The sequence below is a fragment of the Aeromonas sp. s4 genome, from assembly GCF_040907855.1.
GTDB lineage: Bacteria > Pseudomonadota > Gammaproteobacteria > Enterobacterales > Aeromonadaceae > Aeromonas > Aeromonas caviae.
This window is the reverse complement of sequence record NZ_JBFOCP010000055.1, coordinates 1-14,397: the sequence shown is the minus strand read 5'-3', so window position 1 is coordinate 14,397 and position 14,397 is coordinate 1. Positions and strand designations below refer to the sequence as shown.

Genomic DNA, 14,397 nt, shown 5'->3' with positions numbered 1-14,397 from the left:
TTGCTTGATTCAAATTGTTAAAGAGCGACGCAGCTTTTGGCTGCTGCGGGAGTGGCATTCTACTCAACCGCCTTCTCGAGTCAAGCCTTATTTTCAAAGGCTTTTCGAGGCTACCGACTCAGGCTTTGCGTTACCGCTTGCCCTGTCGATGGAGGCGCATTATAGGGAGCGAATTCGTTCTGGCAAGGAGATAATTGCAAAAAGATGGCTTTCATCGTTCAACCGATTACAAAGCGACCGCAGTGATGAATTAATGCACGAAAAGGATCTGCAGATTGGTATTCCGGATGCTGTATTGAGGCTGGCAGGTTGGCAGGTTGGCAGGTTGGCAGGTTGGCAGATCAAGCTTGTATCGATTTGGCTTTCCCCTGCTGCACAACCATGATGATCGGCTTTCCGCCTTCGGGTAACATAGCGCCCCTTTGCGATTCTCACACTCTTGGGCTTTGGAGAGTTTAATGCCTTTTGCACTTGGCCAGCGTTGGATTAGTGATACAGAGACGGATCTGGGATTGGGGACTGTCGTTGCTGTTGAAGGACGCATGGTTACCCTGTTGTTTCCGGCTACCGGTGAAAACCGCATGTATGCCAAAGAAGAGGCACCGGTCACCCGGGTCAGCTTCAATGTGGGCGATCAGATAGCCAGCCACGAAGACTGGACCATGACGGTCGATGAAGTGCAGGAGAAAGATGGCCTGCTTATATATGTAGGTGTTCGCACCGACAATGGTGAGCCGATTGCCCTCAAGGAAGTGTTTCTCAACAACTTCATCAAGTTCAACAAGCCGCAGGATCGCCTGTTCGCCGGCCAGATTGACCGGATGTCCCGCTTTACCCTGCGCTACGAAGCGCTGGTCAACCAGCACCAGCGTCGCCGCAACCCGACTCGCGGCCTGGCTGGCGGGAAAGTCAGTCTGATCCCGCACCAGCTCTACATCGCCCATGAAGTGGGTCACCGCTACGCCCCGCGCGTATTGCTGGCAGACGAGGTGGGTCTGGGCAAGACCATAGAAGCGGGCATGATCATTCACCAGCAGTTGCTCTCCGGCCGCGCCCATCGGGTGCTGATCCTACTGCCCGAAACGCTCCAGCACCAGTGGCTGGTCGAGATGCTGCGCCGTTTCAACCTGCACTTCTCCCTGTTTGACGAGGAGCGCTGCATCGAGGCGTTCGCCGATGCGGAGAACCCCTTCGAGACCGAACAGCTGGTGATCTGCAGCCTCGACTTCCTGCGCAAGAAGCGTCGTCGCTTCGAGCAGGTACTGGAAGCCGAGTGGGATCTGCTGGTTGTCGATGAAGCGCACCATCTGGAGTGGAGCGAAGAGGCGCCGAGCCGTGCCTATGAAATGGTGGAAGCGCTGGCCGAACAGGTGCCGGGCGTGCTGCTGCTGACCGCGACCCCGGATCAGCTGGGCCACCAGAGCCACTTTGCCCGTCTGCGCCTGCTCGACCCCGAGCGTTTCTACGACTACGAGGCCTTCCTCGCCGAGGAGCAGGCCTACGGTCAGGTCGCCAGCGCGGCGCAAGAGCTGCTGGATGGCGAGACCCTGAGCAATGAAGCCAAACAAATCCTCGCCAGCCAGCTGGAAGGGCTGGACTTGAGCGATGCGACTGCCCGTAAGCAAGCGGTCGCCAAGCTGCTGGACCAACACGGCACCGGCCGGGTGCTGTTCCGCAACAGCCGCGCCAATATTCAGGGCTTCCCGGAGCGTCATCTCAACGTCTACACCATGCCGCTGCCGGAGCAGTACAAGACCGCCATCAAGGTGATGGGCATGATGGGTGGCAATGGCGGCGATCTGCAGACCCGCGCCTTGTGCTACCTCTATCCCGAGAAGATCTTCCAACAGTTCGAAGGCGACAACGCCAGCTGGACCCAGTTCGACCCGCGCGTCGAATGGTTGCTGGAGCTGCTGCTATCAGCCCGTCAGCAGAAGGTGCTGGTGATCTGCTCCGAAGCAGCCACCGCCATCGCGCTGGAGGAGGCGCTGCGCACCCGTGAAGGGATCCGTGGCGCCGTGTTCCACGAAGGGATGTCGATCCTCGAGCGGGACAAGGCCTCCGCCTATTTCGCTCAAGCTGAGGGGGGCGCTCAGGTGCTGCTCTGCTCCGAGATCGGCTCAGAAGGCCGCAACTTCCAGTTTGCCAGCCATCTGGTGCTGTTCGATCTGCCCCTCAATCCGGATCTGCTGGAACAGCGTATCGGCCGACTGGACCGTATCGGTCAGCAGAATACCGTCGAGATCCACGTCCCCTATCTGGAAGGTACTGCCCAGCGCGCCCTGCAGCTCTGGTATCACGATGGTCTGGATGCATTCGAGCAGACCTGCCCGACGGCCCGCCCGGTGTTCGAAGCGGTACGTGACGAGCTGTTCGAGCTGCTGGCCGCCAACACCGGCGAGCAGGGCCCCCTCGACGCCCTGCTGGTCAAGACCCGCGAACTGCATGAGCCGCTCAAGGCCCGACTGGAACAGGGTCGCGATCGCCTGCTGGAAATCCACTCCAGCGGTGGCACCGCCGCCCAGCAGCTGGTCGACAAGCTCGCCGCCGAAGATGACGACACCGGCATGATCTCCTTCGCTCTCAAGATGTTCGACGAGATCGGCGTCAACCAGGATGATCGTGGTGAAAATGCGCTGGTGCTGACTCCCGGGGATCACATGCTGGTGCCGAGCTTCCCGGGCCTGCCGCAAGACGGCATGACCATCACCTTCGATCGCAACACCGCCCTGTCGCGGGATGACATGGCGCTGCTCTCCTGGGATCACCCCATGATGCGCGGCGGTATCGACCTGATCCTGGGTTCCGAGATCGGTGCCACCTCGGTGGCTCTGCTCAAGAACAAGGCGCTGCCGGTGGGGTCCATCCTGCTGGAGCTTATCTTCGTTGCCGAGTCGGCGGCTCATCCCCAGCTCTACCGCTTCATGCCGCCGACACCGATCCGCCTGCTGATGGACAAGAACGGCCAGAATCTGGGCGAGAAAGTGGCGTTTGATGCCTTCAACCGCCAGCTGACACCGGTCAACCGCCACCTTGGCAGCAAGCTGGTTACCGCATCCCAGCCGATGATCCACGGCCTGATTGGCAAGGGCGAGGTCATTGCCGAAGAGCTGAAGGCCGGGATTGTCGACAAGGCCCGTGCCCAGATGGCGCAGACCCTGCAACAGGATCTGGACAGGCTGGAGGCACTCAAGGCGGTCAACCCGAACGTGCGCGACAGCGAGCTGGAATATCTGCGCAATCTGCAGGCAGAATTGCACCACCTGATCGACCAGACCCAGCTCAAGCTGGATGCCATCCGCTTTATTGTGGTTACCCATAACTGATAAAACGGTGAAATGGTCAAACCCAACGCGAGTTGGCTGCCATGCACTTTTATCGTGGTAATCCATAACTAATGGGGGCTTGCCCCCGCTTTGACCAAAGATGCGAGACGCTATGTTTGTATACTCACCGCCCCTGGAACCCTGGCTCGATATCCTGTTCAAGGACAAGGACATCATGGTGGTCAACAAGCCCACTGGCCTGCTGAGCGTCCCCGGACGCGGCCCCGAGAATGAAGACAGCGTGCTCCATCGGGTCAAGCAGCAGCACCCCAAAGCGGCGGCTGCCCATCGCCTCGACATGGCGACTACCGGCGTGCTGGTGATCCCGCTCACCCCCAACTCCCACCGGGAGCTGAGCCGGCAATTCCGAGAGCGGGAGACCGAGAAGCACTACCTCGCCTGGGTGTGGGGTGAACCGGCGCTGGATGCGGGTGAAGTGGATCTGCCGCTCTGCGTCGACTGGCCCAACCGGCCGAAGCAGAAGGTGGATTTTGAGGAGGGGCGTCATGCCCTGACCCTGTGGCAAAAACTGAAGGTGGAGAACGGCAACAGCCTGATCAAGCTGACCCCGATTACCGGTCGCTCCCATCAGTTGCGGGTACACATGCTGGAGCTGGGTCACCCCATCCTCGGCGACAACCTCTACGCCAACCCGGATGCGCTGACGGCTGCACCGCACCTTTATCTTCATGCTGCCAGCCTGACCATCAGCCACCCCCGCAGCGGCGAGCGGATGACCTTCGAGGCACCGGCCCCTTTCCCGGTCTGAGCCTGACAGGTAACAGCCCAATAAAAAGAAAGCCCCCATCGAGAGATGGGGGCTTTTTTATCGCTCAGACGCGGATATCGATCTTGCTTCCGAGGGAAGCGCTGGCCGATGTCGGCGCTGCCGGAGCGGATTGCGCTGCTGTTTCCAGCAGTTTCAGTGCGGATTCGCCTTCCTGGGTCTGCTGCTTTTTGGCCAGGCTGGCCACCATCAGTGCAGAACCGAACGACGCATTTGCAGAACTAGAAATATCCATTGTGTACCTCCTGCCAAGAGACTATCGGCCGGGACCGGTGAGACATGAGCCATATCGTTCAACGCAGATATGCCTTGTCCGGCGAGCGCCGGGCCAACCAGCGCTCTTCCATCTCCAGCAATGTCTGATAGGCCTTTTCAGCATGCTCCGGGCGACTGAACAGATATCCCTGCCCATACAGATGTATGTCGGTCAATGAGCGCAGCACATCGAGCTGCCCCTGGGTCTCGATCCCTTCACATACCAGTTTCTTGCCAAGCATGGAGCCCATACGGCAGATGTTGGCGACCAGTTCGGCCGCCTCGATGGAGGTGTCGATACCCTGAATGAAGGACCTGTCTATCTTCACCTTGCTCACCGGCAGCTTCTGCAGATAGCTGAGGGAGGAGTAGCCGGTGCCGAAGTCGTCAAGGGCCAGATGTACCCCCTGCTGGCTGAGATCCTGCATCAACTGCAGCGAGTTCTTGACCTCGCGCATGGTGGTGTCTTCCGTCACCTCCAGCACCAGGCTGGATGCAGGGATATGGTGCTCCATCAGCGCTCTGGCCACCAGCTTCAGCAGGTTGCGCTGGTACATGCCCGGGGAGATATTCACGCACATCTGCAAGTCCACCAAACCCAGGTGCTGCCACTGATGCAGTTGTTCACATGCGGTATTCAATACCCAGCCACCCAGTTTCTCGGCCAGCTGGAACTCTTCCGCCACCTGGATCACCTCGTTGGGGGGAATAAAGCCAAGCTCGGGATGGCGCCAGCGCAGCAGCGCCTCCACGGCTTCACAGCGGCCACTTTCCAGATTGACGATGGGCTGGTAATAGAGCTCGAGAGCATTGTGCTCCAGCGCCATCACCATGTCAGACGCAAGATGCTTGCGCCTGGCCGTCTCGTTGAGCAGGGAACTGTCATAGATGACATAGGGAACATGGGTCTTGCGGCTGTGAGAGAGGGCCTGCTCCGCCCGGCTGAGCAACTCCTGGGTCTGGTTGCTGTCGGTCGGGAAGAAGGCGATACCAATACCGACCTCAAGCCGGAAAGGGTAGTTGTCGATGATGATGTCTTGCTTGATGGAGTGGAGCACTCTGGCCACGAGCTCCCTGACCTGACGAAGATCGCTCCCCTCCCGTTGCAGCATGGCAAGCTGATCTCCCCCCAAACGCGCCACCCACTCCCCGTTTTCGCACAGGGCGCGCAGCCGCTTTGCCACCTCCTGCAGCAGGAGGTCCCCTGTGTTGTAGCCAAACTTGCTGTTGATATCACGAAAGTCGTTGATGTCGACCAGCACCAGTCCGAAGGAGGTGTCACGGGTGACATAGGCATCCATCTTTTCCAGCAGCGCCAGCCGGTTGGCGAGCCCGGTGAGGGGATCGATCCTAGCGGTCCTGAAATGGCGCCTGGCTTCTCGCACCAGCAGGCCGCTGAGCAGAATGACGGACACCACCAGCCCCGACACCATGAACAACAGGGCATTGCGCAACTGGCCAAAACGCGCGTCGTTGCCCGTATAGACGTTGATGTTGTTCTGCATGACAGAAGCAAGAGAGTAAGAGAGGGGTTCCTGCAAGGGCGCCAGTGTCATCATGACTTGCTGGTAATCCGGCGTCCCCGGTTTGAGCCTGACCAAATCAGGCTCCAGCTTGCGGATACTGCTTTCGGTCAGTTTCACCAGCCGCAGCGTCTTCGGATTGTCCGCGAGGCTTTTTCTCAATTGGCCGCTCAGGAGGATGGGGGTACGACTCCAGAGAATGTCATAGCGGAGCAGCAGGGCTTCCTGGTCTATGCCACCATAGTGGTAAATCTCGACGGCATTGAGAAAGCGGCCCAGCTCGAGCTGCAACTGCATCAATGCCCAAGAGACGTCATAGGTGTACTTCTCCATCACCCGGGTCGCATTTTGTATCTGCACCAGGCAATAGAGGGTGCTACCCGTGAACAACAGAATGGATAGATAAAGAACGCCGAGTAAGGGCCAGGCCCTGGTCTTCGCTTTCACCCAGTACTCCCGTAAACCACCGTTTTTACTGCTGAATGTCGATCGCACTCAGTTGCCAGATCATCATGTCGGTGAACTCGGAACGCCTGAGTTCGGGATGCTGATCCAGTGGCAGGATAAACCAGAGCGGCCCCTTGTCACGTACCCGCATGGTCATCCCGTCATCCTGCCAGGCCAGGATAGGATCGTATTGCTTGACCTTATCCCAGTTGATCCGGATCTGGAAACTGTTCAGGGCGGTGAGCGTGATGCTCTTGCCGTTGGCCTTCACCTCAGTCAGCACGTCCGCCAGTTTCGGCCCCACGTATTTGTGCGGTTTGTCCACCCAGGGATTGCTCGTCACCACCTCATGCTGCGGCAGCGCCTGGATCATGGCCATATCGAACAGCACCTCTCCATCTGCCGGATCGGCAGGGTCCAGATTCCCCGTCACCTTGAGAATGACCGGCCCCTGTGGTGTCGCCTGCGCCATGCCCGGCAAGGCCAGGGAAAGGAGTAACGGGAGAAGCCCTAAGTATCGCATGTTCACCTCAGATCATTTCACTATCAACAACTTCAGCTTAGTAGCACTAAAAAAAACGGCCCGCAAAAGCGAGCCGTTTGATGACTTGACGGGATTACATCATACCCATACCGCCCATGCCACCCATATCAGGCATGGCAGGTGCATCTTTCTTCGGCAGCTCGGAGATCATGCACTCTGTGGTGATCATCAGGCCAGCGACGGACGAGGCGAACTGCAGGGCAGAACGGGTTACCTTGGTCGGATCCAGGATACCCATGGCCAGCATGTCGCCGTACTGTTCGGTGTAGGCGTTGTAACCGTAGTTGCCTTCACCGTTCTTCACGGCATTGGCGATGACGGAGGCTTCTTCGCCAGCGTTGATGACGATTTGACGCAGCGGGGCTTCCATGGCGCGCAGGGCAACCTTGATGCCGACGTTCTGGTCTTCGTTGTCACCACGCAGGGAGGCCAGCTTGGCAGCAACGCGCACCAGCGCTACACCACCACCGGCAACCACGCCTTCTTCCACGGCTGCGCGAGTGGCGTGCAGGGCATCGTCAACACGGGCTTTCTTCTCTTTCATTTCAACTTCAGTGGCAGCACCCACCTTGATCACGGCAACACCGCCGGCCAGCTTGGCCACGCGCTCTTGCAGCTTCTCACGGTCGTAATCGGAAGAGGTCTCTTCGATCTGCTGACGGATCTGGGCCACGCGGCTTTCGATCAGGGCAGCATCACCCACGCCATCGATGATGGTGGTGTTCTCTTTGGTGATGACGATGCGCTTGGCACGGCCCAGATCTTCCAGGGTCGCTTTTTCCAGCTCCATGCCCACTTCTTCGGAGATCACGGTACCACCGGTCAGGATGGCGATATCCTGCAGCATGGCCTTGCGGCGATCACCGAAGCCCGGCGCCTTGACGGCGGCCACTTTCACGATGCCACGCATGGTGTTGACCACCAGGGTCGCCAGCGCTTCGCCTTCCACGTCTTCGGCCACGATGATCAGCGGTTTGCCCGCCTTGGCCACACCTTCCAGCACCGGCAGCATTTCGCGGATGTTGGAGACTTTCTTGTCCACCAGCAGGATGAAGGGATCATCCAGCTCGACGGAGCCGGTTTCCGGCTTGTTCACGAAGTAAGGGGAGAGGTAGCCGCGGTCGAACTGCATGCCTTCTACCACCGCCAGCTCGTCGTCCAGGCCCTGACCGTCTTCCACGGTGATGACGCCGTCACGGCCGACCTTGTCCATGGCTTCGGCAATCAGCTTGCCGACCTTCTCGTCGGAGTTGGCGGAGATGGTGCCTACCTGGGCGATGGCATTGTTGTCGGCGCAGGGAGTGGACAGAGCTTGCAACTCGGCAACGGCAGCCACAACGGCCTTGTCGATACCACGCTTCAGATCCATGGGGTTCATGCCGGCAGCAACGGCCTTCAGGCCTTCGTTGACGATGGCTTGAGCCAGTACGGTGGCAGTGGTGGTACCGTCACCGGCGGCGTCATTGGCCTTGGAAGCGACTTCCTTGACCATCTGGGCACCCATGTTCTGGAACTTGTCTTCCAGTTCGATTTCACGGGCTACGGAGACGCCATCCTTGGTGATGGTCGGGGCGCCGAAGGACTTGTCCAGCACCACGTTGCGGCCTTTCGGGCCCAGGGTCACCTTGACGGCATCGGCCAGGATGTTGACGCCTTCCAGCATTTTGATGCGAGCTTCGTTGCCAAACTTAACTTCTTTAGCTGCCATGTTCTTCAATCCTTAAATCAATTCGGGAAAAGAGGGAGGGTGATTACTCTTCGACAATCGCCAGGATGTCGGTCTCGGACAGGATCAGTACGTCCTGACCATCCAGCTTTTCGGTCTTCACGCCGTAGCCTTCGTTGAAGATCACCTTGTCACCCACCTTGACGGCCAGTGCTTTGACATCCCCATTGTCCAGAATTCGACCAGTCCCCACGGCAAGAACTTCACCACGGGTGGACTTCTGGGCCGCAGTGCCAGTCAAGACGATGCCGCCAGCGGATTTGGCTTCAGCTTCGATGCGCTTGATGATGACGCGGTCGTGCAGTGGACGAATTTTCATCGATAACTCTCCCAAAATGAGTCTCTGTGTTGCTTGAGGAATGGCCGCAATCGGCCAAATTTGTCATGTCCCTGATCTGGGGCAACAGGGCTAGCCCTTCAAGGGCAAATACAAAAAAAATATTTTCACGTACTATGAACACCTTCGATGGATCACCCATCCCCAATCAGGAAGGCGGATGGAGACGGCCAGCATTCAGGCCCAAAGCACCTAGAGACTCTGCCTTGAGCCGACCCAACCCCATGCTGACCGCCCCCATGACACCCATGCTGCTGCGCATGACGGGCCCCATGATCCTGGGCATCATCGCCATCCTCGCCTTCAACCTGGTCGATACCTTCTTCATCGGCATGCTGGGTACCCAGGCGCTGGCCGCCATCAGCTTCACCTTCCCGGTCACCTTTGTCGTCACCTCCCTGACCATGGGGCTGGGAGCGGGTCTGTGCGCCCTGCTCGGTCATGCCCTGGGGCAGGGTCGCCATGACGAGGCCGCCCGCATCACCACAGACTGCCTGTTCCTTGCCGTCATCCTGGTGAGTCTGCTTGCCGGACTGGGGGCAATGACCATTACCCCTCTGTTCACCCTGCTGGGGGCCAGCCCCGAGCTCATCTCCCTCATCCACGATTACATGCTCATCTGGTATCTGACCGTCCCCATGCTGGTCGTGCCCATGGTCGGCAATGCGGCCATCCGGACCACGGGGGATACCAAGACCCCCAGTCTGGTGATGGGGGTCGCCGGTCTGGTCAACGGCGTGCTGGATCCTCTGCTCATCTTCGGGCCGGGCCCCTTCCCCGAGTGGGGCATTCGGGGAGCCGCCATCGCCACTTCCCTCTCCTGGTTGATGGCCATGCTGATCAGCCTCCATCTGCTGCGCAAGCGGGAGACGCTGCTGACCTGGCGCCTCTCTCCCCGCCCTCAGCTGTTGGCCCATTGGCGCGCCCTGCTCCATGTGGCTGTGCCCGCATCGTTTACCAACATGCTCAACCCACTGGCCAACGCCGTGTTGATGATCATTTTCGCCGGGCTCGGAACCGAGGTGGTCGCCGCCTACGGCGCGGCATCCCGGGTCGAGGCCTTGCTGCTCATCGTGATGATGGCGCTCTCTTCCGTGCTGGCCCCCTTCATCTCGCAGAACTGCGGCGCCGGGAATCCGGCCCGAGCCAAGGCCGCCCTGCTGCTCTGCATGCGCTTCGCCCTGCTGTTCCAGCTTGGGGTCTACGTGCTGACCTGGCTTCTCGCCCCCTTCATCGCCGATCTGTTCAGCGATCATCCGCAAGTGGTGCGCCTCATCGTGCTCTATCTGCATCTGGTCCCCATCGGCTACGGCTTTCAGGGCATGGTGATGCTGCTGGCCTCGGCGCTCAACGGCGTCAGGGCATCGGCGGTGTCACTGCTGATAAACGGCATCAGACTGTTTGTCTTCTTGCTGCCAGGGGCCTGGCTGGGGGCAAAACTGGGGGGAGAACAGGGGATCTATCTGGGGATGCTGCTGGCGAACCTGGCCGCCGGATTGCTGGCATGGGGGTATGCCCGCCACAGATTCGAGCGGCTGTGCCATCAGGGGAGATCCTGACGGCACAGCCCGAGGCTCGCGATTACTCTTTGCGTTCGAACTCCCCTTCGATGGTGTTGCCACCCCCTCGCGTGGATTGTCCGGGCCTGTCATCGCCGGGACCCGGCTCGAACGGCTGCTGGCGAGCCTGGAAGCCCCCCATCTGCATCCTGAACTGATTGCTGCCAATCAGCTTGTCCGCCAGCATGTTGCGCAGCCAGGGCTGCAGCAACAGGATGCCGACAATATCGCTCACAAATCCCGGGATAATCAGCAGCAAGCCCGCCAGCGCCAGCATCATGCCCCCCATCACCTCGCGGCCGGGCATCTCCCCCAGCTGCATCTTCTGCTGGGCAGTGAGCAGGGTCTTGATCCCCTCGCTGCGCACCAGCGACGATCCCAGCACGGCAGTCAGCACCAGCAAGCCAACGGTCGGCAAGGCCCCGATCACGGAGCCCACCTTGATCATGACGGTGAGCTCCAGCAATACCAGCCCGACCAACAACAGTAACAACTTGCCCATAGCAACCTCGGAGCGATGAATGAATGGACCCGGGGTGTCCGGTCGGCAGCCGCACATCGCTGATGCTGGCGCGCCGGGTTCAGGTCTTCTGACATTAAAATGGGGCTGGTTGATCATTTTTCAAGCCTCTCCTGCCGCAGGCCCCGGAATACGGATAAATATTTGTCCGCCCAACTGGGATTGAGGTGGTTGTTCTGTCAAAGTTAATCGCCCGATTGCAATATCTGTTTAATGACCACAAGAAATTTGAGGTTGCCTCAAATTTAGTGATCCAGGTCTAATACCGGATACCTCAATTGGGGTAACATCAACACCAGTCATTGCACAGGGAGCAACTGGCTCCCAACTGCCCCACCCGATGTGTGGTGCTTCAGGATGAAATGTGCGTAGGGAAATCGCGACCACTCGGTGAGGATCGTTTCCATTTATTTGATTTCTGAGGCATAACAATGAGCGACATCAAGAACGTCCGCATTGAAGAAGACCTGCTGGGCACCAAAGAAGTTTCCAACGACCTCTACTACGGCGTGCACACCCTGCGCGCTGTTGAAAACTTCAAGATCAGCACTCAGAAGATTTCTGACGTTCCCGAGTTTGTTCGTGGCATGGTCCTGACCAAGAAGGCGGCTGCACTGGCCAACGGTGAGCTGGGCACCATCCGTCCCGAGATCGCAGACAAGATTGTCGAAGCCTGCGACCTGATGCTGAACACCGGCAAGTGCTTCGATCAGTTCCCGGTCGATGTCTATCAGGGCGGCGCCGGTACCTCCGTCAACATGAACACCAACGAAGTGCTGGCCAACATCGCCCTCGAGCTGATGGGACTTGAAAAGGGTCGCTACGACGTCATCAACCCCAACGATCACGTCAACAAGTGCCAGTCCACCAACGATGCCTACCCCACCGGTTTCCGCGTGGCCGTGGTCAACAGCACCGACACCACCCTGCACGCTCTGGAAGCCCTCATCGCCGCCTTCGATGTCAAAGCCAAGGAATTCAAACATATCCTGAAAATGGGCCGTACCCAGTTGCAGGACGCCGTGCCCATGACCCTGGGTCAGGAGTTCCACGCCTTCGCCGTCACCCTGCGTGAAGAGATCAAATCCATCAAGCGTTGCCAGGAGCTGCTGCTGGAAGTGAACCTGGGCGCCACCGCCATCGGTACCGGTCTGAACACCCCGCCCGAGTACTCCGGTCTTGCCATCAAGCGTCTGGCCGAGATCACCGGTCGTGCCTACGTGCCGGCAGAAGACCTCATCGAAGCGACCTCCGACTGCGGCGCCTATGTGATGCTGCACGGTGCGGTCAAGCGCCTGGCCATGAAGCTCTCCAAGATCTGTAATGACCTGCGTCTGCTCTCCTCCGGCCCGCGCACCGCGCTCAAAGAGATCAACCTGCCGGAAATGCAGGCTGGCTCCTCCATCATGCCGGCCAAGGTCAACCCGGTCATTCCGGAAGTGGTCAACCAGTCCTGCTTCAAGGTATTCGGCAACGACGTCACCATCACCTTCGCCGCCGAGGCCGGTCAGCTGCAGCTGAACGTCATGGAGCCGGTGATTGGTCAGGCCATGTTCGAATCCCTGAGCCTGATGGAAAAAGCCTGCATCTCCCTGCGCGAGAAGTGCGTGGAAGGCATCACCGCCAACCCGGACATCTGCATGAACCACGTGCTGAACTCCATCGGCATCGTGACCTACCTGAACCCCTTCATCGGTCACCATGAAGGCGATATCGTCGGCAAGATCTGTGCCCAGACCGGCAAGAACGTCCGCGAAGTCGTGCTGGAACGCGGCCTGCTGACCGCCGAACAGCTGGACGAGATCCTCTCCATCGAGAACCTGATGAACCCGCAATACAAAGCCAAGCGTTACACCCGCGAAGCCACCGTATAAGCGAGCAGATGGGCCGGGGTTATCCCGGCCCATTTAAAGTCAATTCCCGAGCGGTCTCCCCACAGCCCCATCGGGAATTGGCTTTTCAGCCTAATAAAACCTAAAAAAAACTGGAAAATGGAGTGTTCGCTATGATTGGAATCGAGTTACTTGTGGTGCTCGCCGCTATCTATCTGGGGGCCCGGATAGGCAGCATAGGTATCGGCTTTGCCGGTGGTCTGGGGGTATTGGTGCTGACCTGGGGGCTGGGCATGCCCATCCCGAGCGATCAGCTGGTGACCTATCTCCCGTGGGACGTGATCATGATCATCGCGTCCGTCATCTGCGCCATTGCCTGTATGCAGCTGGCTGGCGGGATGGATTATCTGGTGCACCTGGCCGAAAAAGCCCTGCGCAAGAATCCCAAGCACATCACCTTCGCCGCGCCGGTCGTCACCTACCTGATGACCATGCTGGCCGGTACCGGTCACACCGCCTTCTCCACCCTGCCGGTGATCGCCGAAGTGGCCAAGGAGCAGGGCATTCGCCCCTCTCGTCCGCTCTCCATCGCGGTCGTTGCCTCCCAGATTGCCATCACCGCCTCCCCCATCTCGGCAGCCGTGGTCGCTTTCTCCGGCATGCTGGAGCCGCTTGGCGTCGACTACCTGACCCTGCTGGCCATCTGCATCCCGTCCAGCTTCATCGCCTGTCTGCTGGGGGCCTTCATCGCCAACCTGCTGGGCAAGCCGCTGGATCAGGACGAAGTCTATCTGGAGCGCAAAGCCAAGGGACTCATCAAGCTGCGCGGTACCAGCCAGGTTGAGATCAAGCCTTATGCCAAGCTCTCCGTCGGCATCTTCGTCGCTTCCATCGTGGCCGTGATGGCCTATGCCACCGCCATCTCCGGCAACGTCGGCCTCATCAGCAGCCCGCCGATCCCCCGCGATGGCGCCATCATGGGCATCATGCTCTCCGCCGCCACCCTGATGGTACTGTTCTGCAAACTGGACGCGGCCCAGATCACCAACATGCCGACCTTCAAGTCCGGTATGTCCGCCTGTATCTGCGTGCTGGGCGTGGCCTGGCTGGGCAACGTCTTCGTGAAGGGCAACATGGTCGAGATCCAGGCGTTCGCCGGCGATCTGCTGAGCCAATACAGCTGGCTGCTGGCCGTGGTGCTGTTCTTCTCCTCCATGCTGCTCTACTCGCAAGGCGCCACCACCAAGGCCCTGATGCCTGCCGCCCTGGCACTGGGTGTCAGCCCGCTGGCGGCCATCGCCTCCTTCGCCGCCGTGAGCGCCCTGTTCGTGCTGCCGACCTACCCGACCCTGCTGGCCGCGGTCGAGATGGACGACACCGGCTCCACCCGCATCGGCAAGGCCGTGTTCAACCACCCCTTCTTCATCCCGGGTGTGGCCACCATCGCCATGGCAGTAGCGCTCGGCTTCTTCTTCGGTGGTCTCATCCTCTGACCGATGAACCACCCCATGCAAAACGGCCCGAACGGGCCGTTTTTTTAT

The 14,397-nt window shown here is 59.4% G+C and carries 12 protein-coding genes; 6 read left to right on the top strand and 6 right to left on the bottom strand.

Translation table 11 applies throughout. The features are described from left to right. The 3 genes from AB5Y89_RS18420 to rluA all read left to right on the top strand — a co-directional run. Positions 1–385 (top strand): hypothetical protein (locus AB5Y89_RS18420; RefSeq protein ID WP_368224254.1); only part of this gene is annotated, 385 nt, incomplete at its 5' end. A gap of 73 nt (positions 386–458) precedes the next feature. After that, complete coding sequence (gene rapA, locus AB5Y89_RS18415) at positions 459–3,326, top strand: RNA polymerase-associated protein RapA (RefSeq protein WP_368224253.1); 2,868 nt, start codon at positions 459–461, stop codon at positions 3,324–3,326. Positions 3,327–3,438: 112 nt separating this feature from the next. Beyond that, entirely contained in the window at positions 3,439–4,095 is a 657-nt protein-coding gene (gene rluA, locus AB5Y89_RS18410) for a bifunctional tRNA pseudouridine(32) synthase/23S rRNA pseudouridine(746) synthase RluA (RefSeq protein WP_049636439.1), read from the top strand. Between the two features lie 64 nt (positions 4,096–4,159). Here rluA and AB5Y89_RS18405 read toward each other — a convergent pair whose 3' ends face one another. The 5 genes from AB5Y89_RS18405 to AB5Y89_RS18385 form a co-directional block, all read right to left on the bottom strand. Further along, positions 4,160–4,348 (bottom strand): hypothetical protein, encoded by a 189-nt coding sequence (locus tag AB5Y89_RS18405; RefSeq protein ID WP_010673139.1) that lies wholly within the window; start codon positions 4,346–4,348, stop codon positions 4,160–4,162. 58 nt (positions 4,349–4,406) lie between these two features. Further along, positions 4,407–6,338, bottom strand: coding sequence for a bifunctional diguanylate cyclase/phosphodiesterase (locus AB5Y89_RS18400; protein WP_029313817.1), 1,932 nt, complete (start codon positions 6,336–6,338; stop codon positions 4,407–4,409). A 25-nt stretch (positions 6,339–6,363) separates the two neighbouring features. Continuing rightward, positions 6,364–6,861: a molybdopterin-binding oxidoreductase gene (locus AB5Y89_RS18395; protein ID WP_029313815.1), complete on the bottom strand. Its 498-nt coding sequence runs from the start codon at positions 6,859–6,861 to the stop codon at positions 6,364–6,366. A 94-nt stretch (positions 6,862–6,955) separates the two neighbouring features. Further along, entirely contained in the window at positions 6,956–8,590 is a 1,635-nt protein-coding gene (gene groL, locus AB5Y89_RS18390) for a chaperonin GroEL (RefSeq protein ID WP_010673136.1), read from the bottom strand. 43 nt (positions 8,591–8,633) lie between these two features. Next, positions 8,634–8,927, bottom strand: coding sequence for a co-chaperone GroES (locus AB5Y89_RS18385; RefSeq protein WP_005309514.1), 294 nt, complete (start codon positions 8,925–8,927; stop codon positions 8,634–8,636). Between the two features lie 242 nt (positions 8,928–9,169). On the opposite strand from AB5Y89_RS18385, the gene AB5Y89_RS18380 reads away from it, so the two are divergent. Then, complete coding sequence (locus tag AB5Y89_RS18380) at positions 9,170–10,504, top strand: MATE family efflux transporter (protein WP_368224255.1); 1,335 nt, start codon at positions 9,170–9,172, stop codon at positions 10,502–10,504. A 22-nt stretch (positions 10,505–10,526) separates the two neighbouring features. On the opposite strand, the gene AB5Y89_RS18375 is transcribed toward AB5Y89_RS18380, so the two are convergent. Beyond that, positions 10,527–11,006, bottom strand: coding sequence for an FxsA family protein (locus AB5Y89_RS18375; protein WP_201926788.1), 480 nt, complete (start codon positions 11,004–11,006; stop codon positions 10,527–10,529). A 449-nt stretch (positions 11,007–11,455) separates the two neighbouring features. On the opposite strand from AB5Y89_RS18375, the gene aspA reads away from it, so the two are divergent. After that, complete coding sequence (aspA, locus tag AB5Y89_RS18370) at positions 11,456–12,898, top strand: aspartate ammonia-lyase (RefSeq protein ID WP_010673133.1); 1,443 nt, start codon at positions 11,456–11,458, stop codon at positions 12,896–12,898. A 131-nt stretch (positions 12,899–13,029) separates the two neighbouring features. Then, positions 13,030–14,349 carry an anaerobic C4-dicarboxylate transporter gene (locus AB5Y89_RS18365; protein ID WP_041210978.1) on the top strand — a complete coding sequence of 440 codons (1,320 nt, stop codon included), beginning with the start codon at positions 13,030–13,032 and terminating at the stop codon, positions 14,347–14,349. Positions 14,350–14,397: the final 48 nt, after the last annotated feature.

Excerpts from the sequence above, each read along its gene's own strand:
- AB5Y89_RS18395 (WP_029313815.1), bottom strand. The coding sequence starts at position 6,861 with ATGCGATACTTAGGGCTTCTCCCGTTACTCCTTTCCCTGGCCTTGCCG.
- AB5Y89_RS18380 (WP_368224255.1), top strand. The coding sequence starts at position 9,170 with ATGCTGACCGCCCCCATGACACCCATGCTGCTGCGCATGACGGGCCCC.
- groL (WP_010673136.1), bottom strand. The coding sequence starts at position 8,590 with ATGGCAGCTAAAGAAGTTAAGTTTGGCAACGAAGCTCGCATCAAAATG.
- rapA (WP_368224253.1), top strand. The coding sequence starts at position 459 with ATGCCTTTTGCACTTGGCCAGCGTTGGATTAGTGATACAGAGACGGAT.
- aspA (WP_010673133.1), top strand. The coding sequence starts at position 11,456 with ATGAGCGACATCAAGAACGTCCGCATTGAAGAAGACCTGCTGGGCACC.
- rluA (WP_049636439.1), top strand. The coding sequence starts at position 3,439 with ATGTTTGTATACTCACCGCCCCTGGAACCCTGGCTCGATATCCTGTTC.
- AB5Y89_RS18405 (WP_010673139.1), bottom strand. The coding sequence starts at position 4,348 with ATGGATATTTCTAGTTCTGCAAATGCGTCGTTCGGTTCTGCACTGATG.
- AB5Y89_RS18365 (WP_041210978.1), top strand. The coding sequence starts at position 13,030 with ATGATTGGAATCGAGTTACTTGTGGTGCTCGCCGCTATCTATCTGGGG.
- AB5Y89_RS18375 (WP_201926788.1), bottom strand. The coding sequence starts at position 11,006 with ATGGGCAAGTTGTTACTGTTGTTGGTCGGGCTGGTATTGCTGGAGCTC.
- AB5Y89_RS18385 (WP_005309514.1), bottom strand. The coding sequence starts at position 8,927 with ATGAAAATTCGTCCACTGCACGACCGCGTCATCATCAAGCGCATCGAA.